The sequence below is a fragment of the Streptococcus sp. 27098_8_12 genome (assembly GCF_041432115.1).
In the GTDB taxonomy this organism is placed as follows: domain Bacteria; phylum Bacillota; class Bacilli; order Lactobacillales; family Streptococcaceae; genus Streptococcus; species Streptococcus parasanguinis_V.
Genome location: NZ_JAPVZA010000021.1, coordinates 1 through 22,335, shown reverse-complemented (window position 1 = coordinate 22,335; position 22,335 = coordinate 1). Strand labels below are relative to the sequence as shown.

21 protein-coding genes and 1 other RNA gene are annotated in these 22,335 nt (G+C 40.7%); 4 read left to right on the top strand and 18 right to left on the bottom strand.

Annotated elements, in window-relative coordinates:
* Positions 1–213 precede the first annotated feature (213 nt).
* Positions 214–696 (top strand): S-ribosylhomocysteine lyase, encoded by a 483-nt coding sequence (locus O3629_RS08795; protein ID WP_049474465.1) that lies wholly within the window; start codon positions 214–216, stop codon positions 694–696.
* A 229-nt stretch (positions 697–925) separates the two neighbouring features.
* Here O3629_RS08795 and O3629_RS08790 read toward each other — a convergent pair whose 3' ends face one another.
* The 5 genes from O3629_RS08790 to O3629_RS08770 form a co-directional block, all read right to left on the bottom strand.
* Positions 926–2,350, bottom strand: coding sequence for a cell division site-positioning protein MapZ family protein (locus tag O3629_RS08790; protein ID WP_371609045.1), 1,425 nt, complete (start codon positions 2,348–2,350; stop codon positions 926–928).
* Positions 2,351–2,361: 11 nt separating this feature from the next.
* On the bottom strand, positions 2,362–3,519 hold the full coding sequence (locus O3629_RS08785) for a class I SAM-dependent RNA methyltransferase (protein ID WP_049514919.1): 1,158 nt from the start codon (positions 3,517–3,519) through the stop codon (positions 2,362–2,364).
* Positions 3,520–3,585: 66 nt separating this feature from the next.
* Positions 3,586–3,951: RNase P RNA component class B (rnpB, locus tag O3629_RS08780), an RNA gene on the bottom strand.
* Between the two features lie 16 nt (positions 3,952–3,967).
* Entirely contained in the window at positions 3,968–4,309 is a 342-nt protein-coding gene (gene gpsB, locus O3629_RS08775) for a cell division regulator GpsB (protein WP_003010351.1), read from the bottom strand.
* Between the two features lie 69 nt (positions 4,310–4,378).
* A complete protein-coding gene (locus O3629_RS08770; RefSeq protein ID WP_347112962.1) occupies positions 4,379–4,906 on the bottom strand; it encodes a DUF1273 domain-containing protein in 528 nt (175 codons plus the stop codon).
* A 64-nt stretch (positions 4,907–4,970) separates the two neighbouring features.
* On the opposite strand from O3629_RS08770, the gene recU reads away from it, so the two are divergent.
* Positions 4,971–5,564 carry a Holliday junction resolvase RecU gene (gene recU, locus O3629_RS08765; protein WP_003010355.1) on the top strand — a complete coding sequence of 198 codons (594 nt, stop codon included), beginning with the start codon at positions 4,971–4,973 and terminating at the stop codon, positions 5,562–5,564.
* Positions 5,565–7,679: a penicillin-binding protein PBP1A gene (gene pbp1a, locus O3629_RS08760; protein ID WP_021154545.1), complete on the top strand. Its 2,115-nt coding sequence runs from the start codon at positions 5,565–5,567 to the stop codon at positions 7,677–7,679.
* A 432-nt stretch (positions 7,680–8,111) separates the two neighbouring features.
* Here the strand turns inward: pbp1a and pepC are convergent, their stop codons facing one another.
* The 13 genes from pepC to rsmH form a co-directional block, all read right to left on the bottom strand.
* Entirely contained in the window at positions 8,112–9,446 is a 1,335-nt protein-coding gene (pepC, locus tag O3629_RS08755; protein ID WP_009732326.1) for an aminopeptidase C, read from the bottom strand.
* A 67-nt stretch (positions 9,447–9,513) separates the two neighbouring features.
* Positions 9,514–10,065 (bottom strand): GNAT family N-acetyltransferase, encoded by a 552-nt coding sequence (locus O3629_RS08750; protein ID WP_254733347.1) that lies wholly within the window; start codon positions 10,063–10,065, stop codon positions 9,514–9,516.
* A 385-nt stretch (positions 10,066–10,450) separates the two neighbouring features.
* Positions 10,451–11,275 carry an ammonia-dependent NAD(+) synthetase gene (gene nadE, locus O3629_RS08745; RefSeq protein WP_049514921.1) on the bottom strand — a complete coding sequence of 275 codons (825 nt, stop codon included), beginning with the start codon at positions 11,273–11,275 and terminating at the stop codon, positions 10,451–10,453.
* Positions 11,272–12,732: a nicotinate phosphoribosyltransferase gene (locus O3629_RS08740; RefSeq protein WP_049514922.1), complete on the bottom strand. Its 1,461-nt coding sequence runs from the start codon at positions 12,730–12,732 to the stop codon at positions 11,272–11,274. The genes nadE and O3629_RS08740 overlap by 4 nt, the downstream gene beginning before the upstream one ends.
* Before the next feature lie 138 nt (positions 12,733–12,870).
* On the bottom strand, positions 12,871–13,782 hold the full coding sequence (gene trxB / locus O3629_RS08735; protein WP_049514923.1) for a thioredoxin-disulfide reductase: 912 nt from the start codon (positions 13,780–13,782) through the stop codon (positions 12,871–12,873).
* A gap of 58 nt (positions 13,783–13,840) precedes the next feature.
* Entirely contained in the window at positions 13,841–14,068 is a 228-nt protein-coding gene (locus O3629_RS08730; protein ID WP_003003995.1) for a DUF4059 family protein, read from the bottom strand.
* An 81-nt stretch (positions 14,069–14,149) separates the two neighbouring features.
* Positions 14,150–14,893: an amino acid ABC transporter ATP-binding protein gene (locus O3629_RS08725; protein ID WP_003003991.1), complete on the bottom strand. Its 744-nt coding sequence runs from the start codon at positions 14,891–14,893 to the stop codon at positions 14,150–14,152.
* Positions 14,893–15,693, bottom strand: a complete 801-nt coding sequence (locus tag O3629_RS08720; protein WP_024054761.1) for an amino acid ABC transporter permease — start codon at positions 15,691–15,693, stop codon at positions 14,893–14,895. The genes O3629_RS08725 and O3629_RS08720 overlap by 1 nt, the downstream gene beginning before the upstream one ends.
* A 196-nt stretch (positions 15,694–15,889) precedes the next feature.
* Positions 15,890–17,233 carry a DEAD/DEAH box helicase gene (locus O3629_RS08715; protein ID WP_045760261.1) on the bottom strand — a complete coding sequence of 448 codons (1,344 nt, stop codon included), beginning with the start codon at positions 17,231–17,233 and terminating at the stop codon, positions 15,890–15,892.
* A gap of 134 nt (positions 17,234–17,367) precedes the next feature.
* Entirely contained in the window at positions 17,368–18,360 is a 993-nt protein-coding gene (gene mraY / locus O3629_RS08710) for a phospho-N-acetylmuramoyl-pentapeptide-transferase (RefSeq protein ID WP_003014926.1), read from the bottom strand.
* Position 18,361: 1 nt separating this feature from the next.
* A complete protein-coding gene (gene pbp2X, locus O3629_RS08705; protein WP_371609044.1) occupies positions 18,362–20,644 on the bottom strand; it encodes a penicillin-binding protein PBP2X in 2,283 nt (760 codons plus the stop codon).
* Entirely contained in the window at positions 20,637–20,972 is a 336-nt protein-coding gene (ftsL, locus tag O3629_RS08700; protein WP_371609043.1) for a cell division protein FtsL, read from the bottom strand. Before ftsL ends, pbp2X begins: the two co-directional genes overlap by 8 nt.
* 11 nt (positions 20,973–20,983) lie before the next feature.
* Entirely contained in the window at positions 20,984–21,934 is a 951-nt protein-coding gene (rsmH, locus tag O3629_RS08695) for a 16S rRNA (cytosine(1402)-N(4))-methyltransferase RsmH (protein WP_024054758.1), read from the bottom strand.
* Between the two features lie 150 nt (positions 21,935–22,084).
* Between rsmH and O3629_RS08690 the strand changes: the two genes are divergently transcribed.
* On the top strand, positions 22,085–22,264 hold the full coding sequence (locus tag O3629_RS08690) for a hypothetical protein (RefSeq protein WP_371609042.1): 180 nt from the start codon (positions 22,085–22,087) through the stop codon (positions 22,262–22,264).
* Positions 22,265–22,335 lie beyond the last annotated feature (71 nt).

Here is a 22,335-nt window from a genome sequence, read left to right as displayed (position 1 = left end):
AATTAGTTGAATTAAAAATTCTTTTACATTTTACCATAAATTACTAAAATTAACAATCTAAAAAAACAGGAAAAACCTTTTATATTTTTGCTTAACGCTTGTTCTTTTATAGTCTTTTCTTTCATGGAACATCTGTGAGGAATTCATTTATTTCCACTTTGTTGAATCTGCTTTTTTATGCTATAATCAAGAAAAACAAAGAAGGATTTGAGTATGACAAAAGAAGTAATTGTTGAAAGTTTTGAATTGGACCACACAGCTGTGAAGGCTCCTTATGTACGCTTGATTGGGGAAGAAACTGGACCCAAAGGAGACATCATCTCTAACTTCGATATTCGTCTGGTGCAGCCCAATGAAAATGCGATTCCAACGGCAGGGCTCCACACGATCGAGCATCTTCTTGCGATGCTCATTCGCAAACGCATCGATGGTATGATTGATTGTTCCCCATTTGGATGTCGCACCGGTTTTCATATGATCATGTGGGGACAGCATTCGAGTACGGAAATTGCTAAAGTAATCAAAGATTCTTTAGAAGAAATTGCATCTGTCAGTACTTGGGAGGATGTCCCAGGCACAACCATTGAGTCTTGTGGAAATTACAAGGACCACAGCCTCTTCTCAGCCAAAGAATGGTGTCGCCTGATTCTAGATCAAGGAATTTCTGACGATCCGTTTGAACGTCATCTTGTTTAATACGAAAAAGAGGCTGGGACAAAAGTCCTAGCCTCTCAATTATTTTTGGATTGTCGAGCAAGACGCAGTGGTTGAGTGGGCTCTACTACGCTGATTTCATCAGTTTTTACAGCCCTACTCAACTGTGCGGAGGTGGGACGACGAAATCGAATTCTAACGAATTACCGATTTCTGTCCCACTCTCTTTTTTATTGTCATTTTTCCCAGAAAAGGGATGTCTGATCAAGCATTAATAATCCAGAGCATCTGAATGACCTTTTCCGTTTCCTACGAAATAACCAGTCTTGGCATTGATACTAAAGAGATAGGTTCCATCTGGTTTGAAGAGGTTGTAATAGCCATTACCGTTAATGATATTGACACGCTCTAAAATGTATTGATTGCCAGTGATATGCCCACGTTTACGAGCAATGTTCAGTACTTTTTCAAGGATCCCATCACCAAACACCCAAGCTGGGTTATTCACATCATTGATAGCTGCTTGGTTATATGGCACACGGCTCAGATTCCGCTGAAGTGGGACACCATCGCTTGGAAGACCGTATCCTGAATAGCCTGGACTTGCCGTTACTGCACCACCTGTAGCAGCATTGACAGCTGGGGCCGTAGGCGTTGCTGCCTGAGCTGGGGCTGGGGCTGCGTTAGAGGTATCTGTACCACCTGTTCCTGTCACTGGTGCCGGTGTCGCAACTTGTTGTGAACGTCCTTGCGCAACCGCCTCATTCAATAAGCTATCTAATTTTTCATTGCCTGTCTTTGTTTCTGCAAAGGTCGCATCACTTTTCGCTTTGGCAGTTGCATCAAGAACTCCATCTTTGATGACTGGAGAACTAAATTGAGAATTCACTTTTTGAATGGCAGAAACTTGCTTCACAAGGTCTTCATATTTTGTTTTAGCCGCATTATAATCACTGCTTCCTTCTAATTTGTCCAGCAGTTTCTTCAGATTTTCCAAGTCTCCGAATTTATCATTTTTAAGAGCACTTTTTGATTCATCTACAAAAAAGGCATCGTAGGCTTTGGTAAACTCTTCCAATTTTTGAGCTTGTGTTTCACTGCTACTTGATTTAGAAGTAGAAGATGACTTGCTAGATGAAGACGATACAACAGTTGTACCACCAGATTTTCCACGACTGTGCATCCAGTTATAGGTCACAAAAATGGCCGAACCGACAATCGCAAGACCTAATGCAGAGTATAGAACCGCTTTGATTCGTTTACCCGCATTGCTTGGTGTTTCCTCAGGAAGGTCCTCTGCTTCTACAACTGGTTCAGTTGGTGTGGGTCCAAATTTAATCTTAGCAGGTAATTCTGTTGAGATAGCATCCATTTCAGGTCTTTGTTCCAAGACCGTTTCCGTTACTTCCGGTGCCTCCACTGCTTCAGATACTTCAGCAACTGTTTCTGTAGCTGCCAACTCTTCAGCTTTAGCCAATTCTTCTTTGGCCAAAATTTTTGTATCGTATTTTTCAGCTTCAATTTCAGCTCGGTGTTGTTTGATGTATTTGTCTAAGACATTATCACCTTCCGTTACACCTGCTTCGATTTCTTCTGCCTTTCGATTGGCTTGCCCAATCGTCATCTCTTTAGCATCTTCAAACTCTAAAATTGATTCTGTTTCTTGCTCTAATGGCTTATTATCCTTCTCTGTCATAAAAATCCTTTCTATGCCTTTATCTGCCGTTTTACTCGTTCCCCAAAATATTGGTAGAGATCAACTTTTAGGGTTCCGTTATAAAGTTTTCGTTTTTTATCTGCTTTACTACCGAATTTAGATTCAAAACCTTCATCACTGGTTAAGATAAATTTACTCCAGGTTTTGAGAGGTGCAAATACGTGCCCCATTTCAGTATACAATTTCGTCACACCCTCATCATCGGATAAGCGTTCTCCATATGGAGGGTTGGAGATAATCACCCCGTTGATCTTATCTGAGTGAAGATCTTGGACTCGCATTTGTTTGAAAGTAATGTCACTGCTAACGCCCGCTTTCTGGGCATTTTCTTTGGCAATCTCAACCATCCGTGCATCGATATCGGTTCCCATAATATCCAATTCGATCTCGCGATTGATTTTTCTGCTTGCTTCTTGACGGACTTCATGAATCAAGCGATCATCCATCCAGTTCCATTCTTCAAAAGAAAAGGTCCGACGTAAACCAGGTGCCATATTTCTCGCAATCATCGCTGCCTCAATACAAAACGTTCCAGAACCACATGTCGGGTCAATCAAGGGCTTATCTGGATACCAGTTTGACAGCAGAAGAATTGCCGCTGCCATATTTTCCTTAATAGGGGCTCCCCCTTTTTCAGTCCGATAACCACGTTTGAAGAGGCTACTACCAGTGGTGTCAATCAAGACAGTGGCTTGGTCTTTAAGGATCGATACTTCGATCTTGAACTCTGCCCCATTTTCCATGAGAGGAACACCTTCTGGTCGGGCATAGTGTTTTTGTAACTTTTTAACCACTGCTTTTTTCGAAATAGCCTGAACGCTAGGTTCATTATGAAGCTTTGATTTGACACATTTAGCCTTAGAAATAGGAAAACGTGCTCCTAAAGGCAAATAGTTTTCCCAATCCAAAGCAAAGACACCTTGAAAGAGTTCTTCGAAGGTTTTGGCTGGAAAAGTCCCAACCACAATTTTCACACGATCAGCCGCGCGCAACCAGAGGTTGGTTTCTATGATTGCTCGACGGTCTCCTTGAAATCGAACCCGTCCATTTTCAACCTGGCAATCGTAACCGAGATCGCGTAGTTCTCGACCAACAACAGCCTCTAGGCCAGCAGCGACCGTTGCAATCAATTCAAATTGTTTTTTCATCTTATTCCTATCACTTTAAAAAAGGAGGTTGAGATCTCTCTCCACCTCATCAACCTATATGCAATTTTCTATAAGCCATGTTTTGTTCCAGAAATGACTAGGTACCATTTCCTTCGATAATCATCTGTCTACTGTTTCCAGTCAGAATGCTATGTTCGTTTCCACGCATTCCATGCCCCGACCAAAGTTTGGGTTGCTAGCTTGAGGGGTTTACCGCGTTCCACTTTTTAGGTTTCCCTAAAAACTACGTCACTGTGGCACTTTCAGAGTTACTAGAGCATATCCTTAGACTTAGCTCCTTCACTCGCCGTAACTTGAATACCAAGTCCCTAGGCTTATGGATTCACCTAGCACAAACACTACAGGCATCACAGCCTGTGCTAGCATGGACTTTCCTCATGAGAGCATTCTCTCACGCGATTATCCAAAAATTGCACGATCTATGGAATTAATAATCGCGATCTACGATCTGTTTCCCAAAAACTTCTTTTTCCAAACGATTAAGACGTTTGAGAATATCAAAGTTCGTCGCTGTTGTCACTTGCGGGAATTCTTGCGTAGCAGTGCTAGCAATCGGAGATGTTTGTGGTGTTTCCTGTGCTTTTTGGGCAAGTTCTTCACGAAGGCGGGCGTTTTCTTCACGCAATTCCTTCACCAAAGCAGCATAGGTTTCATAGTCTTTTATGACATCATCCAAAAATTCATTTACTTCATCTTTATTATAACCACGAACTTCTCGTTTGAAATCTTGATCAAAAATATCTTTCGCAGTAAAAATAATACTCGCCATTACTCTCTCCAATCTAGTTCATCATCTCAATTATATAAAAAAATGGTAAGAAAAATCAAGGTATAACACTTAGTTTTCGTAAAAATTTTCAGCAAGTTCATTTAAGTCATCAAAACTTAATTGTTTGACATAAAATGGTTCTTTTTCTACCATCATTTTGTAAAGATATTTTAAATTGGTTTCATTTTCTGGATCATAAAAAACATAAGCTCCATCCGCGTTATCTATCAAAAACTGATTGTATTCTTTTAGTTGACCCGGATTGCTATAGTGGGGATAGGCATATTTCACGAAATCCACTTGTTTGAAGCGTGCTAATAATTCCTGATTACTTTCATTCCAATTTTCGCCAACATTCTCAAATAGGAAGATCGTCGCCATTTGAAAATCGTAATCTTTTTTTAATGCAAAGGCGACCTCTAGTACCCAAGCCTCAAATCCCAAATTACCAGAAAAGACTAGCCATTTCACTCCTTCTTCAAATAAACGACGAAGATCTCTTTCAATGGCTTTTTTGATAATGGTCAGTCGAGAGTCTTTATTGGAAAAGACTCCCACATCAAAACTCTTATAACCTGCAACAAGTATGGTATTCATTTTTTCCTCATTATTCTAATTTATGATATAATAGAGTGATGTAATTGTACCAATAAGGAGAACTATGGTCAACTATCCACATAAAGTAGCCAAAAAAACCTTGGTCTCTACACAAAGGAAACATCCAGTCGACTTTGCGAATCGTGGGATGACATTTGAAAAAATGATCAATGAAAGCAATCAATACTATCTTTCTCGAGGTCTAGCAGTCATCCATAAAAAACCAACACCGATTCAAATCGTGAAAGTGGATTATCCACGTCGCAGTCGGGCAAAGATTGTTGAAGCCTATTTCAGGCAAGCCTCAACGACGGACTATTCTGGAGTATACAAGGGACGCTATATCGATTTTGAAGCGAAGGAAACACAGCAAAAGCAATCCATGCCGATGAAAAATTTTCATCAACATCAAATCGATCATATGGAGGCAGTTGTCCAGCAAGGCGGTATCTGTTTCGTTCTCTTGCATTTTGCAAAGTTGAGTGAAACCTACTTACTTCCTGCTCCTGCATTAATTCACTATTACAACATCGATCATGGTAGTAAATCCATGCCCCTCTCCTATATTCAGGAGCACGGCTTTCTAGTAGATAAGAATCGTCTTCCAAGCGTTCCTTATCTTGATATTATCGAACAGAAACTTCTAGGCGGTATTTAAATGAATAAACAAACAGTCATTCAATGGTTGAAATATGTTGCCATCGCAGCCATTTCATTTTTCTTACTTTTATTTGTCCTCGGTGGACTGATATTTAGTTACTATGCTATGAAAGCACCAACCTTGTCTGAAAAAGATTTGGTTGCAACAACATCTAGTAAGATCTATGACAACCAAAATAACTTGATCGCGGATTTGGGAGCTGAGAAACGAATCAATGTCACAGCCAATGAAATCCCTACTGATTTGGTCAATGCTATCGTTGCGATTGAAGACCACCGTTTCTTCAATCACCGTGGGGTCGACATCATTCGGATCGGCGGTTCCTTCCTTCACAACTTACGAGGAGGAAGTCAAGGTGGGTCAACCTTGACGCAACAATTGATCAAGTTAACCTATTTCTCCACTTCAGCCTCTGACCGTACCCTCTCTCGTAAGATCCAAGAAGCTTGGTTAGCAACCCAACTAGAAAAGAAAGCAACCAAACAAGAAATCTTGACCTATTACGTCAATAAAGTATTTATGGCGAATGGGAACTACGGAATGCAGACAGCTGCGAAAAGTTATTACGGAAAAGATCTAAAAGATCTTTCGCTCCCTCAATTGGCACTCCTTGCGGGGATGCCCCAAGCACCAAACCAATACGATCCATACTCCCATCCTGAAGCAGCGCAACAGCGCCGAAACTTAGTATTAAAAGAAATGCTCGATATGAAGACCATTTCTAACAAACAATACGAAGCAGCGGTCAATACACCTGTTACAGATGGTCTGCAAAGTCTCAGTTCTTCAAGCAGTTACCCAGCCTATATGGATAATTACCTAAAAGAAGTGATCGAGCAAGTCGAAGAAGAAACGGGCTACAATTTGTTGACAACCGGAATGGATGTCTATACAAACGTGGATACAGAAGCTCAAAAGAAACTATGGGATATCTACAATACAGATGAATATGTCAATTACCCGGATGATGAAATGCAAGTAGCTTCTACCGTTATTGATGTCAATACTGGTAAAGTCATTGCTCAGCTGGGTTCTCGTCACCAATCCAGCAATGTTTCCTTTGGTACAAACCAAGCGGTTGAAACGAACCGTGACTGGGGTTCAACAATGAAACCAATCACAGATTACGCACCAGCTCTTGAACATGAGGAATATACCTCTACAGCAGCTACTACAACAGATGCGCCATACAACTTCCCTCATTCATCAACGCCTGTCTACAACTGGGACCGTTCATACTATGGTAGCATGTCCATTACCTACGCAATTCAACAATCTCGTAACGTGCCTGCGGTGAAGGCCCTGGAAAAAGTTGGTCTTAAACAAGCTAAGAAATTCCTCAATGGATTAGGGATCGATTACCCAGAAATGGTTTACGCCAACGCTATCTCGAGTAACACTAGCGATTCTAGCAACAAATACGGAGCCAGCAGTGAGAAAATGGCAGCTGCCTATGCTGCTTTTGCCAATGGCGGTACCTATTACAAACCATCCTATGTTAGTCGGGTTGTCTTTAGTGATGGCACAACCAAGGAATTTGAGTCCGAAGGAACTCGTGCAATGAAAGCAACAACTGCCTACATGATGACAGATATGATGAAGACAGTTCTCTTGTCTGGTACCGGTACAAATGCTGCCATTTCGGGAATCTACCAAGCTGGTAAGACAGGTACATCAAACTATGCTGATAACGAAATCGGTAAATTGACAAAAAATGCTTATTCAAATATTGTAACACCGGATGAATTGTTTGTAGGCTACACTCCTGAATATGCCATGGCAGTATGGACAGGTTATTCCAATCGCTTTACACCAGTATTGGATAATGGAATACAGGTCGCAACGGATGTCTACCGTCAAATGATGCTCTATCTTGCTAATAATAATAACTCTGGTCATACGGATTGGACGCAACCAAGTGGACTGTATCGAAGTGGTTCTTATCTCTACTTAAACAATGGTAAGAACAACTACAATAACTACTACTATGAGCCAAGTTATTCCACTGATCAGTATTCGTATGAAGAACCATCGTCTAGCTCTTCGAACGAAGAAAATCAATCTAAACCATCTGAGCCTTCTTCGCAAGACTCTAACAATCATAACGAATAATAGAATGGAGAAGTCGGGCTTTTGCCCGGCTTTTTTTAAAACAATGGTTAAAAAACCAGAACGAATAAAATCTGATTTATTTAGTTAGACTTCCCAGCTTTTTTATTTTTGAGTATATAAAAAAAAGAGCCTTTCGGCTCTTATTAGAATGTAGACAAACTATTTTAAAGCAAAATAAGTTAAGTGATTCTGCAAAAAACAAAATTGAGTTCCAATATTTAAATCGATTTAAGAAAATACTGAAACTTTCCGCTGTGAGAAAAGTGCTTGAAACGTTATTGTTTCAGGCACTCGGAATTATTGAGACCTTAGACTCAATAATTAGTCATGGAACTTTAAAGAAGTTCGCTGACGTCCGTACTCACCTAAGGAAAGTTTTTAAGATATTTTGTCTTCAATCTGAAAAGAGCCTTTCGGCTCTTTTCTATATCATTATTTTGCTAAAGCTCCCATTGGATCCCACGGTGCTAGGACAATTGGTTCTGCTTCATAGGCTGCTAATTCGTCTGCTGTTAGGAATTCTTTACGAACCACGATTTGATAGGTATATTCATCCATCCAAGCATCAGAAGCCACAAAGTAACCATCTGTACCGACCTTGTCTCCCCATGAATTTTCAACCTTCCATTTACGAGGCTGACCTGCTTCGTCTAAATCAACCCCTGTCAAGACCATAGCGTGTGTCATGAGACTTTCTGCATAGTCCAAGCGACCCGCCTTGTCTTGTGTCAAATGAATGTCCATGCCTGCTTCAAAATCGTAGACATCTGTTGCCAGGATTCCGGCTTTACGGTTGCTGACTTGGCCTACATCTGAACCAAACCAGACAGTTTCTCCTGCTTTCATTTGAGCAATAGCTAATTCTTTCAATCGATCCATTGGAACATTTAGGTAGCGGACTGGACGGCTACCAACCACATTGCCCAGCATATCTACGGTGTAAGATTTTCCATATGGCTTATCTGTAGTTGGGGCATTGATAATGGAGACGTAATCGTCTAATTGAAGGTCTACATATTTTTTGTAGAAGCTTTGTGGAGTTAAGCCACTTTCGGTATGGAATTGGTTGTCCTTATCACGGTATGAAAAGTCAAATTCACGCGGAGGCAATCCTAAAGACATAGCCAAGAAGTTAAAGATTTCTTGCAACAACGCTTGTTTCTTGCTCGCAACTGCCTCACTATCTGCGCCTGAGTGAATCAAGTCACGCAAGATTTGCGCATCTTGACGCAAGAGTTTATTGAGGTAGGTGTTCAATTCCCGGCTATTACTTGAAGAAATCGATTCCGGATAAACTGATTTTGGAACCACTCCGTATTTCTCAAAGAGGGATACCACCATATCCCATTGACCACCATCTTGTTGTGGGGTTTGTAGGAGAAAAGCCACCTTACGGCTGGTCAATTCTTGATCTGCTGTAGCAATCACTTGCTCCAAAAACCAGTTTGATTTTTCATACTTATCCCAAAAGAAAGTATGTGCTTGAGACAATTCAAAATCCTCCAATTGGAAGCTTGAAATCATCTTGTGACGGAAGGTATTTAAAGCCGCAAACATCCAACAACGTCCAGATGCTTTTTGGTTTGTCACCTTATCCTTGGTCAAATCAAGTGAAAAAACTGGTGTATTTTCTACTGCACTCTTGCGCGTTTCAAGCGATGCATGGATCCCATTGTGGGTAACAGCATTTTCAAGAGCCGCATATTTCACATTTGCTTCATAATTAGCATAGAGCTGGTCTGTAAATTCTTTCGTTAATTCTGACATAGCAATCTCCTTTTTTCATTATTTACTATTATAATCCTTTGAGCAGAATCTTCAAGTAAAAATCACCCTATAGAGAGGGATTCTGTTTAGAATAGATGATTTTATCCCCGCAATATCCTTTGCGTTGAATGGCATGAGGGATGGTTTCTACATACTGCATTCCTGCCTTTTCCATGACTTTCCCTGAAGCAGGATTTAAACTGACATAAGTGGCTTTGATTTCTTTAAATCCGACTTCGTTCAATAAGAAATCCAAAACAGCTTTGACGGCTTCTGTCATGAATCCCTTCCCCCAGAATTTCTTGCCAAGGATATAACCTAGCTCGCATGATTGACTTTCCTGGTCTTGAGAAACCACACTAATATCTCCAATTACCTGATCCGGTGATGTTTTCAAACAGATCGCCCATTTATAAGTATCTGGTTTAATATACTGTTCGATCCATCTTTTGATCGATTCTCTGGTTCTCTCAGTAGATGCATGGGCATCCCAGGTGACATATTTCAGGGTTTCAGGATCCGAAGCCCAATTTTCAAACATCGCTGATGCATCCTCCAAAACGAAAGGCCTCAAGTATAAATGCTCTGTCTCTATGACAAGACTTCCAAGATGCTTCATAGATTGTCTCCCTTCATTTTTTCATGCAACTTGAACTTTGCAAGTTGGTTACTTTAATATAAAAGAAAAGGACGGATGAAACCGCCCTTCTTTTTGATGCTTTTCACAATATTGTATGGTGAGAAGACTACGAAATCGAACTCTACGAATTACCGCTTTCTGTCTAGTATTAATAGAAAAATTCTATTTGTCTCCACCTCATCCATGAGCTTTTCAATGATACATTGACTCAGTAGCTGGCTGATTTGAACGGAGCTCTTTGAGCACCTTTCAAATCTAGACAGCCTTGCGGGGGTGAGACTACGAAATCGAACTCTACGAGTTACCGATTTCTACCTCGTTCTCCTATTTTAAGACTCGGGCTAAAAAGGTCCACTGGACCTTTTTACTCCCAAAAATGATCAAATACTGTGATTGGCAAGTGGCGTTTGTGTTGGCCTTTATACCACCATTTTTCAATAGTGGCTTGAGCTTCTGGGTTCACTTGTTTGCCTTCTAGGTAATCATCGATTTCATTATAGGTGACACCCAGCGCTACTTCATCTGCTATTCCTGGTTTTTCTTCTTCCAAATCTGCTGTTGGGATTTTCTCATAAAGAACAGGATCGGCTCCTAAGGCCTTAAGCAATTGTTTTCCTTGGCGTTTATTCAAACGGAAAAGGGGCAAAATATCTGCACCACCATCTCCAAACTTTGTAAAGAAGCCAGTAATATTTTCTGCAGCATGATCCGTCCCAATCACCGCTCCGCTACGTGCTCCAGCTAGAGCATATTGAGCAATCATACGACTGCGAGCCTTAATATTGCCTTTGTTAAAATCAGAAACCTCTGTTCCAGTCGCCTCTACTGCTCGTACCATTTCGTCAGCAGACTCCTTGATATTCACAACCAGGCTAACATCCGGCTGGATAAAGGCCAAAGCTTTTTGTGCATCTGCTTCATCTGCCTGTACCCCATAAGGAAGACGAACGGCAATAAATTGATAGGAGGCATCTCCTGTTTCTGCGCGCATTTCTTCCATGGCTAATTGAGCTAATCGTCCAGCAAGCGTTGAATCTTGTCCTCCTGAGATCCCTAATACAAATGTTTTCAAGAAGGGATGTTTTTTTAGATATCTTTTTAAGAAATCAACCGAGCGGCGAATCTCTTCCTGAGGATCAATAATTGGCTTGACACCCAATTGTTGGATAATCTCTTCTTGCAAACTCATTTTGCTTCTCCTTCTCCATTGGCCTTGTTACGCATTTCCTCGATCAGATCCATCTTATCCTGCCAAATATCTTTGGCCAAGTCAACTGGGTAATGCTGTGGATTGAGGACGCGCTTGTATTCATCCCATAATTGATCGTAATTTTTACGAGCATATTCTTGAATTTCTGATAATGTTGGCAGTTGATAAACCAATTGACCCTCTTTAAAAATATCCACTAAAAGAGGAATGGCCTCAAAGTTTCGGACTGTTTTATTAATGTAGGTATAAGTTGGATGGAACATTTTAAGTTCTGTCAGTTGTGAAACATCTACTCCATCGTAAGTGATGTAGTCCCCTTCTGACTTACCTTTTTCACGGCTGGTAATCCGCCAGACTTGCTTTTTACCTGGTGTAGAAACTTTCTCTGCATTATTGGAAAGCTTGATGGTATTGATCATCTCTCCTGCTTCGTTTTCAACAGAGACAATTTTGTATACCGCTCCAAGCGCTGGTTGATCGTAAGCTGTAATTAACTTGGTTCCTACACCCCAAACATCAATTTTTGCTTTTTGCATTTTTAAGTTGAGGATAGTATTTTCATCCAAGTCATTAGAAGCGTAGATTTTAGCATTTGTAAACCCAGCCTCATCTAATTGCTGGCGAACCTTTTTAGAAATATAGGCAATATCTCCTGAGTCAATCCGGACGCCTAGGAAATTGATCTTATCTCCCATTTCACGCGCTACCTGAATAGCTGCTGGTACCCCAATACGAAGCGTATCATAGGTATCGACGAGGAAGACACAATCTTTATGGGTTTCCGCATAAGCTTTAAAGGCTTGATAGTCATTCCCATATACTTGTACAAGAGAATGGGCATGGGTTCCTAAAACTGGGATTCCAAAGAGTTTTCCTGCACGAACATTACTAGTTCCATTGGCCCCTCCGATGACTGCTGCACGAGTTCCCCAAATGGCAGCATCCATTTCTTGCGCACGACGTGTTCCAAATTCCATCAAAGGCTCATCTTCAATGACCGAACGAATACGAGCAGCTTTTGTGGCAATCAAGGTTTGAAAGTTGACGATATTCAAAAGGGCTGTTTCCACCAATTGACACTGAGCCAAAGGACCTTCTACCTGAACAATTGGTTCATTCGCAAAGACTAAGTCTCCTTCTTGAGCCGATCGTACCGTCAATTCCAACTTGAGATTAAGGAGATATTCCAAGAAGGCCCCATGATAACCAAGTGACTCTAAATAGGCAATATCGCTCTCAGAAAAACTCAAGTTTTCCAAGTATTTCACAATTCTCTCTAAGCCAGCAAATACAGCGTAACCGTTTTTAAAAGGCTGTTTACGAAAATAGACTTCAAATACAGCATGTTTATTGTGGATACCTTGATCAAAATAGACTTGCATCATGTTGATTTGGTATAAATCAGTATGCAAAGTTAAACTGTCATCTGGATACATATGTATACCTCTTTTTTATTGATTTGTTCTATGAATTCCTACCATAAAATTAGTACCATTATAGCACATTTCAGCTCTATTGAATACTGAAAGGAAAGCATGAAAAAAATCTGAGACAGGAAGCTCAGATTTTTTGGATTAAAAGTTTTCTGTGATATATTTATAAACTTCTTGGCCAGCAATCGCACCGTCTCCGACGGCTGTCGTCACTTGACGCAAATCTTTTTGACGAACATCGCCAACCGCAAAAATACCTGGGACTGTGGTTCTCATATGATCATCCGTGACCACCCAGCCATTTTCATCTAAAATACCAAGTTCTGTCGCAAAATCACTGACAGGATCTAAACCGACATAGATAAAGACACCACCGAAGGCTTGCTCTCTAACCTCTCCTGTCTTCACATCTTTTAAAAGGACAGACGTTACTTTTTGTTCACCCTTAATTTCTTCAACAACCGTATTCCAAGCAAAGTGAATTTTATCATTGGCAAAGGCACGATCTTGAAGAACTTTTTGGGCACGCAACTGATCACGACGATGGGCAATGGTCACTGTTTTTGCAAACTGAGTCAAAAAGACAGCTTCTTCTACCGCAGAATCACCTCCACCAACGACCAAGAGATCCTCGTCTCTAAAGAAAGCTCCATCACAAACAGCACAGTAGGAAACCCCTCTACTATTTAGCTCCTCTTCACCAGGGACATTCAATGAACGATGGTTAGACCCTGTTGCAATCACCACGGTTTTAGCTTCAAATTCCCCATCATCTGTGACAATCTTTTTGGTTGCTCCGAGGTCTTCGATACGCTCTACCTGACCAAACAAATGTTCCACGCCAAGATTTTCTAAAGGCTCAAACATTTTTTCAGCCAAGTCTGGGCCACTAATATTCGCATAGCCAGGATAGTTTTCAATGTCAGACGTATTGTTCATTTGACCGCCTGGAATTCCTCTCTCAATCAATGCGACTTTTAAATTGCTTCGTGCTGCATAAAGGGCAGCAGTCATCCCTGCAGGGCCTGCTCCAATAATCACTGTATCAAACATACTAAACCTCTTTCTGTTTTGTTGTAACCATTATAATTCTAACACGGTCTTTTTGCAATTATCGTGCTTGAAAGATAAACAAAATCCCTATGACCGCAAAGGTTAAAATAGGAATCGTCATGATATCAATTAAAAGGATATCATACAAATGGGCTTGTCGTTGCTTGGCTGTTTTATCTTTCTTCTTAAGGGCACGGTAGCCAATCCAAATACAAGAAGCGATCCCAACTAAAATCGTTGTCGTCACTAAACTTTGTAAATATAAGGACAATAATTTATTTAACATCACGACTCCAAATATTTTTACATTTTCAGAAAACAAACCCAGCTAGCATCGCCAGCTGAGTCTTACCTCTCCTCTATTATATCAAACATAGGTCCGTTTGTAACTAGCAAAGAATTCTTTTGTCCGTTCTTCTTTTGGATGTTGCATGATTTCCTCTGGTGTTCCAGATTCAATAATCCGTCCTTTATCCAAAAATAGGACCTTATCTGCTACTTGCGCTACAAAAGACATATCATGGCTGACCAGTACCATGGTTTGTCCTGATTTTGCTGCATTGGCAATGGATTTTTCAACTTCTCCAACCAATTCTGGATCCAAGGCCGAAGTCGGTTCATCCAGCAAAAGAACCTCTGGTTTCATGGCCAAGGCACGGGCCAAAGCCACCCGTTGTTTTTGTCCACCTGAGAGGTGACGAGGATAGTGATTTTCACGATCCGATAAGCCGACTTTTGCCAGTTCTTCTCGAGCAATTTTCGTTGCTTCTTGGTCGGATAAGCCCTTCACAACAATGAGCCCTTCTTTCACATTTTCAAGAGCTGTTTTTCTACCAAACAAATTAAACTGTTGGAACACCATGGCCAATTTTCTTCTTAAGGTCAAGATTTGATCTTGGGTAATGTGCTCAAAATCAACCTCGAAATCATCAATCTTAATTCTACCACTGTCTGGAGCTTCCAAATAGTTTAAACTGCGTAAGAAGGTTGATTTACCAGCTCCCGAAGACCCGATTAAGGCCACGACTTCCCCTTTTTGAATTTCCAAACTTAGATTATTTAAAACCTTTTGACCTGAAAATGTCTTTGATAATTCTGAAATATAAATCATTAGATCCGGACCTCCTGATCTGGTAAATCAATTGCTACGGGAGTCTCAATATCCAGTCGACGTTCAATGTGACGGCCTAGTATTTCAATGAGAATGTTCACAATCCAGTAAACAATCGATACCGTGATAAAGCGTTCAAAGTACTTCAAATCGCTCCCCCCAATAATCCGTGCTTGGGCAAAAATTTCAACTACACTGGCACTAAAGGCTAGCGAGGTCCCCTTGGTCAAGCCAATGAGAGAGTTGATTAAAGTAGGAGTTGCAACGACTGCTGCATTGGGAATAATAATCCGGCGATAAACTTGACGGTTGGTCATTCCAAGACTACGCGCTGCCTCAATTTCACCAGGATCCACTGATAAAATGGCTGCCCGGATGGTCTCACTCGCATAAGCCGCCTCATTAAAGGCAAGAGCCACAATTGCAAATAACTCAGCTGGAATGGCATTAATATTAAAAGCTGTTCCATAAGACTGATTGATCGCTTTTAAAATAAGAGGAATCCCATAATAGGTCAACATCAACTGAACCAACAAAGGAGTCCCCCGCAAAAAACTGACAAAAACAGCTTGAATCGGGTAAAGAATTCGTACACGATTAATTTTGACCAGAGCAAAAATCATGGCAAAAATAATCCCAAAAAATGCGCCTCCTAGGGCTAATAAAATCGTCACAGGCAATTTCCCAATGACTGCCGGAAATGCATCCAATACGGCTCTCAAACTAAACAGCTTGCTATCTGGAACGTGTTTTAAAAAGTCAGCATACCAGTTGGCAGCTAAAAGATTAGTTGTAAACATTTTTGTTACTTCCTTTCTCAAACATAAACATTCTATCACATTCACTATCGGAATTCCAAAAATTGCTACAGAAATAGAAAAATGATAGACTACTCAAATTTAGTCTATCATAATTTTAGACAAGTTCCTAATAGATTTTCTTTATGGAGTTCATAAAGAAAATCTATGTTTTCTTCTGAACATGTGAAAGAAGGGGTTAGAAAGTTTGACGTTTGTCCTTTCGTTCCGCCCGACCACGCGCACGGTTTTCAGCTCGCTTAGCTTTTCTCCTCTTTTCATCAACTGCCCATTTGATTTTTTTCTTGTAGCCTGGTTTGATTTTTTTCTTTTTCTTCTTCACCAGACCAATCATTTCGATATCGAGTTTCTCTTGCTTTTTCTCACGATTGGCCCGTCTATCCCGATCATAAGTATCTTCAATAACCCCATTTTTCAAGACTTTAGGTACGAAACGAATTCCCATTTTTTCTAGTTCACGGATATCTGAATCATCACTCGGTTGATAAAGAGTAATAGCGACACCTGGTAGACCATTGCGCCCTGTCCGACCGACACGGTGGACAAAGAAAGAAAGATCTTGTGGAATAGCATCGTTGATGACATGACTCACCCCTTCGATATCAATTCCACGAGCCGCTAAATCTGTGGCCACAATATACTCAAAATCAAGATTTTTAACCTGATTCATGATCCGTTTCCGTTCACGTGGTGGGATATCTCCGTGAATCTTTGCCACTTTCAATCCCTGAGCCACCAAATAGGCATGGAGATCATCTGCTCTCGTTTTGGTATTAACGAAAATCATGGCCAAATAAGGTTGCAAGGTCTTGGTCAATTGGTAAATTTGCTCATTTTTATCCCGACCCTTGGTGGAAACCAGCCAATTATCGATGGTATCTGAAATCACCGTCTTAGTCTTAATTTGCTCCATGACTGGGTTTGAGAGATATTTTTTCAAGAAAGGCTGCAATTTTTGCGGAATGGTGGCTGAAAAAACTAAAAATTGCAGTTGTTGCGGAAGACTTGAAGCAATCTTATCCACAGTAGACAAGAATCCCATGTCCAGTGTCATATCTGCCTCATCCACCACAAAAGTATGGGCCTTATGAATAGCCAGATCACCCGATGCAACCAGATCATAAATCCGGCCTGGAGTTCCAATCACGATATGTGGTTGTTTGACCTGCAGTTTTTCAATCTGACGGCTTTTATCCGTTCCTCCAACATAATTTACAATCCGAATCTCTTTTTCAGAATGACTAGCGATTTGACGAGCAGCTTGGTAAATTTGCGTCGCCAACTCCCGACTAGGAGCCGTGATGACCGCTTCTACTTGTTGGCTGTCTTCATTTAAGGTTTGAAAAATCGGCAAGAGGAAAGTATGGGTTTTCCCAGAACCTGTCTTTGACTCTCCTACCAAATCATTTCCAGCTAGGACAATCGGAATTAGTTTTTCCTGTACTTCGGTTGCTTCTCTAAAATTGATTTCTTTCAGTGCCTCTTGAATATAGGGCTTAAAATTAAACTCTGTAAATTTCATTTTCTCAGTTCCTTTCATGATCTCTATTATTATATCAGAAAAGCTGTCTTCTTGCCTCTCTTATGGGTCATTTTTCCTAACCAGCGAAGTCTCTCTGAGTCAGCAAAAAAACGATGGGCAAGCCCACCGTCGTTTTATAGGTAGAGAAGGACTAGAGTCACGACACTTGTCACCAAGGCAATGCTCCACATAAAGGCATCCACTTTCCATTCTGACCAGTTTTGCCCATTGCCAGAAAGGCCACCCAGTTCTAAATGATGGTGGAAAGGAGTCATTCGGAAAATCCGACGTCCTTCCCCGTAACGTTTCTTGGTCCATTTGAAATAGGTCACTTGTAGCATCACTGAACCTGTTTCAATGACATAGACCAGACCAATCAAGAGCAGCGTCCACTCGACATGCAAAGCCATTGACAAGGCTGCAAGCATCCCTCCAAGAGCTAGACTACCGACATCGCCCATAAAGATTTTAGCCGGCTTGTGGTTGAAGACAAAGAATCCAAGCAAGGCCCCAATCATACTCAAAGTCACAAAGAGAATGTCCCATTTTCCTTGCATATAGGCAATAAAGGAATAGGCACTCAGGCTAATAGCAACGGAGATGCTGGCTAATCCATCAATCCCATCTGTCAAATTGACCGCGTTTGAAAATCCAACCAACCAAAACAAAGCAAAGAGAATGTAGAAATGACCCAAGTAAAGATCGTAACCAAAGACATTCAAAAGGCTTCCTGCACCGTGGCGTTCAGAAAAAATATAGAAGATGATTCCACCAACAAGTTGAAGGGCTAATTTTTGTTTTGGGTTGAGACCTTCATTAATCTTACGAAAGACTTTTAAAAAGTCATCCAAAAATCCAACAATTCCATATAGAATCAAGATAAATAGAATAAGTTGAACAGGGCGCGTGAAATTTCCAGTCAATACGGTAACGACAAAACTAACTAGAACGGCTGTAATGAGAAATACAACTCCACCCATTGTCGGAGTGCCAGCTTTCGCTTTGTGTTGTTTCACATCTTCGTGCATTTGTTGCCCGGAAATATGAGCACGATGGTAAAATCGAATAAAGGCTGGAATAGCAGCCACTGTTAATAGAAACGATACAAGGATCGTAGCAATATACATCTTAGTCTCCTAATGTTAACGTAATCTTTTTAGTTTTATTGAGTGAGGTGTTCATTTTGACACTTTGTTTGGTTACTTTCTTTCCACTACCTTTATAGGTAATCTCAATTCCAGTCCATTCTCCAAAGATGTCCGCATTTTTCTTTGTCCAACCATACATATCTGGAACCGCATCAAAGTCTTCTGTCAATAACAATACTTGCTGATTGGCTTTGACTTTAGAGCCTATATCCACAGACATTTTGCGGATATTTTTCCCGGTTCCTAGGACAATTGGTTGCACCAAATTGCGACGCAATTCCTCTGAATAAGCACCTGGGCTCAAATTTTGTTTCAGATTCAACTCCTTAGAGAGAGTTTCTACTGAAGGGATTTTGTAGGTCGTTTCTTTGGTCACACCATCCAACGTTGGTGCCTCTGATGTCAAATGCAATTCGTCTTTTAAAGCAACTGCATCTTCCAAAATAGGATTGACCAGCTCTTCCCAGCTGGTCGCTGAGAATTTCACTTCTGGTTGTTGGACCGTCACATACATGATGAATTCAGGATCTTCTGCAGGTGTCATGGCTACAACCGAGTTGATATAATCATTTTCTCCTTGTAAGTATCCTTGATCTGTCGCAATTTGGGCAGTCCCTGATTTCACTGCAACGTTTTGACCGGGTACCTGAATGATAGGTCCATCACTGTACAAAGTCCCATACTCTGGATCTGTTCCAACAGTGATCATATAGTTCCGTGTCTGTTGCGCAGCTGATCCTGAAACTGGTTTTCCAACAACTTCTTTTTTTGATTTGCGGGCTGTGTCTGATTTTTTATCGTAGATAGCACTAATAAACTTCGGCTCCAACATTTCCCCATCATTTGCAATGGCAGAAAATGCACGTAACATCTGCGTTTGGGTCACCGAAATCCCTTGACCGAAAGAAGACATGGCTTGAGTGACATAGTTATCACTTGGTAGACCTCCAAAACTTTCGTCTCCCATTCCAAAACGTGTAGAAAGTCCGAACTTAAAGAGTGTGAGGTAATTCATCCAGACATTATTGCCCATCTTCTGTTCAAGCTTGGTCATCCCAATGTTACTTGAATAGGCAAAAGCTTGGGCAATATTCATATAGCGACCTTCTGACAAGCCCATATTGACATCCCAGTCACGGATGGTCGCATCTTTTACTTGTAGTTCGTTATTGTAGTATCCCTCATTATAAGCTGGGAAGGTTCCATGATCAATCGCCGAAGCTAATAACATGACCTTCATCGTTGAACCCGGTTCATATTGATCTTGATAAAGGATGGTATTCCAGGTTTTCAAGTTTTTCAGATCCAGCCCTTGTTTGGTATCCGCATTATAGGAAGGACGTTGCGTTGTCGCAAGGATTTCTCCTGTTTTTGCACTCACAAGAGTCGCACTAACATACTTTCCTTTTACTTTTTCTTGGAAAACATCCATACGTGTCTCAAGGTAGGTCTGCAATTCTGCTGAGATGGTCGTATAAACATCTTTTCCATCTTCTGTTTTGACAGAAACCTTATCTGAACCAGGAACGATATTCCCGTTTCGGTCTTTGTCATAGGTGATGACTCCATTTTGACCAGCGAGAATACGATCGAGGGATTTCTCCATTCCTGATTGCCCCTTCAAGGTTTTATTCCCCTCTTTATCTTCTTGAAGAGAGGCCTGCCCTATAAATTGAGAGGCAAAAACTCCATTTTTATAGCTTCGATTTGGACTAGTTGTAAAGGCAACCCCTTCAATCTTCGCCGCTTCCATGGCCTCACGGATAGCCGTCATATTACTATAAGTAATGCCGTTTCCGTTCGATCCAAAAGAAACCTGTTTCAATTTCTTTTGCGACAACTGTTGAATGACGTAATCTTCATCCATCCCTAAGTACTGCTTAAAGATTTCTGCTACTTTTTTAAATTGGCTCTCTTCTACATAGAGGATTTTTCCGGTTGCTGATTTGTACTTTTTATCAATAACAGCATAAACGTTATAGGTCGTCGCATCTTCAGCAATTACTGCTCCATTTCGGTCATAGATCGTTCCACGTTTTGCAGGAACAATAACCGTCTCCTCATGGACTTTTTTTGCTTGATCCGATAAGGTCACACCGAATTTTTTGTCAGTCCCAATAATCATTGCAAAATTAATCAGAAAGAGAAAAAAGAGGAAAATCGCCAGTACACTGAGATTTTTCCCAACTTGTTTTCGATTCTGATCCGGCAAGCGACGTTTCTTTATCGAATACCTGATTAAAAATTTTTTAAATTTATTCATCACTACTTGCACTCACTGTTTTTCGATTTTCTTTTTGCAGCTTCATTCCTTGGGAGCTAGCCAACTGTGATAAGCGGTCATAACGTGTTAATTCATTGACCTCTTGACGAACATCTGCCAATTCCGTCTTTTTGGCTTCTAGTTCCGTATTCAAATCAGTCAACTCACTCTGTACTTGTAAAATTCGTGTCTGCATAAAGACGATACTAATGGCTAAAATCACAGCTGTTAGGACAATCGACCCATAAAAAGCCTTTTCTACTCTAGAGAAACGGCGAAAGCGATCTTGCAGTACCTGTGTTCTTGTTTTCTCATCTCTTGCTGCCATATCAATTCCTCTTACTTGTGTATTTTTCGAGCAACCCGTAGTTTTGCTGAATGGGATCGATTATTATCCTCAAGCTCTTCATCACTTGGCAAAATAGGTTTCCGGTTGACTAACTCCATCTTTGGTTTCAAATCATCTGGAATAAAGGGAAGCCCCTTTGGAACCTCAACTGTCGAAGCTTCTTTAAACAATTGTTTGGTCAATCGATCCTCTAACGAATGAAAGGTAATCACAGAAATACGACCATCGAGGGCCAACAAATCCATGGCTTGCTGAATTGATTCATCTGCAGCTCCCAGTTCATCATTGACTTCGATACGAATGGCTTGGAAAATCTGTTTAGCAGGATGGCCCTTTTTCTTAAGCTCCTTAGCTGGTTTAGCAGATTTAATAATCTCTGCTAATTCAGTCGTCGTTTCAATCGGTTTAATTGCTCGTGCTTGCTCAATTTTCCGCGCAATTTGCTTGGAAAATTTGTCCTCTCCATATTTGAAAAAAATACGGACTAGATCATGGTAATCGTAGCTATTTACGACCTCATAGGCTGTCAAGGAAGCTTCTTGATTCATCCGCATGTCCAGTGGCGCATCTTTCTTGTAAGAAAATCCGCGTTCCCGTTCATCTAACTGAGGACTAGACACACCTAGGTCATAACAGATTCCATCAATTTCAGTCACACCCAATTCGTTTAGACGTTCCTTCAAATGACGAAAGTTATCCTTAATGAAGGTCACCATGCCTTTCTCGATGAAAGGTGCCAAACGAATCTTAGCATTCTCAATCGCATGCTGATCTTGGTCAAAGGCATAAAGATGGCCCGATTCATTTAATTTTGTTAACAAATATTCGCTGTGGCCTGCCCCACCCAATGTGGCGTCTACATAGATCCCATCTGGCTTAACATCCAGCATATCGATCGTTTCATGAAGCAAAACCGTTACATGATGAAATTCTTTACTCATATCTTTACTATTTTACCACAAATGGAACCAAGATGCACTCCTGAAAGAAAATTCACTAACTAATCCTATCGGACCTTTTCGGATCCTTCAAAATACCTAGAAAGGCTTGATTTTATTTGTTTCCTCTAGGATTTATGATACAATATTCTTATGAAAATAAGAAAACAGATTCTCATCCCACTTTTATTGGTCGATGCTATCGCTCTCTACTTTTTTCTAACCACTATTGAAGCTTGGATTTTTTGGCTTGCTGCCCTGATCCTAGTTGGCTCACTTTGGTGGCTCAAAAAAACCATTCAAAAACAAAAAACAGAGATGGAAGAAAAATAATTTCTTCCATCTCTGTTTTTTTCTAATCCCCCAAGAAATTTCTTATAAAAAGGAAACTAGCTCTGAAATAA

What these genes read in the sequence shown, in the direction of transcription:
- O3629_RS08790 (WP_371609045.1), bottom strand. Translation starts at nt 2,350, where the DNA reads ATGACAGAGAAGGATAATAAGCCATTAGAGCAAGAAACAGAATCAATT.
- recU (WP_003010355.1), top strand. Translation starts at nt 4,971, where the DNA reads ATGGTCAACTATCCACATAAAGTAGCCAAAAAAACCTTGGTCTCTACA.
- O3629_RS08795 (WP_049474465.1), top strand. Translation starts at nt 214, where the DNA reads ATGACAAAAGAAGTAATTGTTGAAAGTTTTGAATTGGACCACACAGCT.
- O3629_RS08740 (WP_049514922.1), bottom strand. Translation starts at nt 12,732, where the DNA reads ATGTATCCAGATGACAGTTTAACTTTGCATACTGATTTATACCAAATC.
- O3629_RS08725 (WP_003003991.1), bottom strand. Translation starts at nt 14,893, where the DNA reads ATGATTTATATTTCAGAATTATCAAAGACATTTTCAGGTCAAAAGGTT.
- O3629_RS08770 (WP_347112962.1), bottom strand. Translation starts at nt 4,906, where the DNA reads ATGAATACCATACTTGTTGCAGGTTATAAGAGTTTTGATGTGGGAGTC.
- gpsB (WP_003010351.1), bottom strand. Translation starts at nt 4,309, where the DNA reads ATGGCGAGTATTATTTTTACTGCGAAAGATATTTTTGATCAAGATTTC.
- O3629_RS08715 (WP_045760261.1), bottom strand. Translation starts at nt 17,233, where the DNA reads ATGAAATTTACAGAGTTTAATTTTAAGCCCTATATTCAAGAGGCACTG.
- O3629_RS08750 (WP_254733347.1), bottom strand. Translation starts at nt 10,065, where the DNA reads ATGAAGCATCTTGGAAGTCTTGTCATAGAGACAGAGCATTTATACTTG.
- pbp2X (WP_371609044.1), bottom strand. Translation starts at nt 20,644, where the DNA reads ATGAATAAATTTAAAAAATTTTTAATCAGGTATTCGATAAAGAAACGT.
- O3629_RS08720 (WP_024054761.1), bottom strand. Translation starts at nt 15,693, where the DNA reads ATGTTTACAACTAATCTTTTAGCTGCCAACTGGTATGCTGACTTTTTA.
- O3629_RS08690 (WP_371609042.1), top strand. Translation starts at nt 22,085, where the DNA reads ATGAAAATAAGAAAACAGATTCTCATCCCACTTTTATTGGTCGATGCT.
- trxB (WP_049514923.1), bottom strand. Translation starts at nt 13,782, where the DNA reads ATGTTTGATACAGTGATTATTGGAGCAGGCCCTGCAGGGATGACTGCT.
- pbp1a (WP_021154545.1), top strand. Translation starts at nt 5,565, where the DNA reads ATGAATAAACAAACAGTCATTCAATGGTTGAAATATGTTGCCATCGCA.
- mraY (WP_003014926.1), bottom strand. Translation starts at nt 18,360, where the DNA reads ATGTATATTGCTACGATCCTTGTATCGTTTCTATTAACAGTGGCTGCT.
- O3629_RS08785 (WP_049514919.1), bottom strand. Translation starts at nt 3,519, where the DNA reads ATGAAAAAACAATTTGAATTGATTGCAACGGTCGCTGCTGGCCTAGAG.
- nadE (WP_049514921.1), bottom strand. Translation starts at nt 11,275, where the DNA reads ATGAGTTTGCAAGAAGAGATTATCCAACAATTGGGTGTCAAGCCAATT.
- ftsL (WP_371609043.1), bottom strand. Translation starts at nt 20,972, where the DNA reads ATGGCAGCAAGAGATGAGAAAACAAGAACACAGGTACTGCAAGATCGC.
- rsmH (WP_024054758.1), bottom strand. Translation starts at nt 21,934, where the DNA reads ATGAGTAAAGAATTTCATCATGTAACGGTTTTGCTTCATGAAACGATC.
- O3629_RS08730 (WP_003003995.1), bottom strand. Translation starts at nt 14,068, where the DNA reads ATGTTAAATAAATTATTGTCCTTATATTTACAAAGTTTAGTGACGACA.
- pepC (WP_009732326.1), bottom strand. Translation starts at nt 9,446, where the DNA reads ATGTCAGAATTAACGAAAGAATTTACAGACCAGCTCTATGCTAATTAT.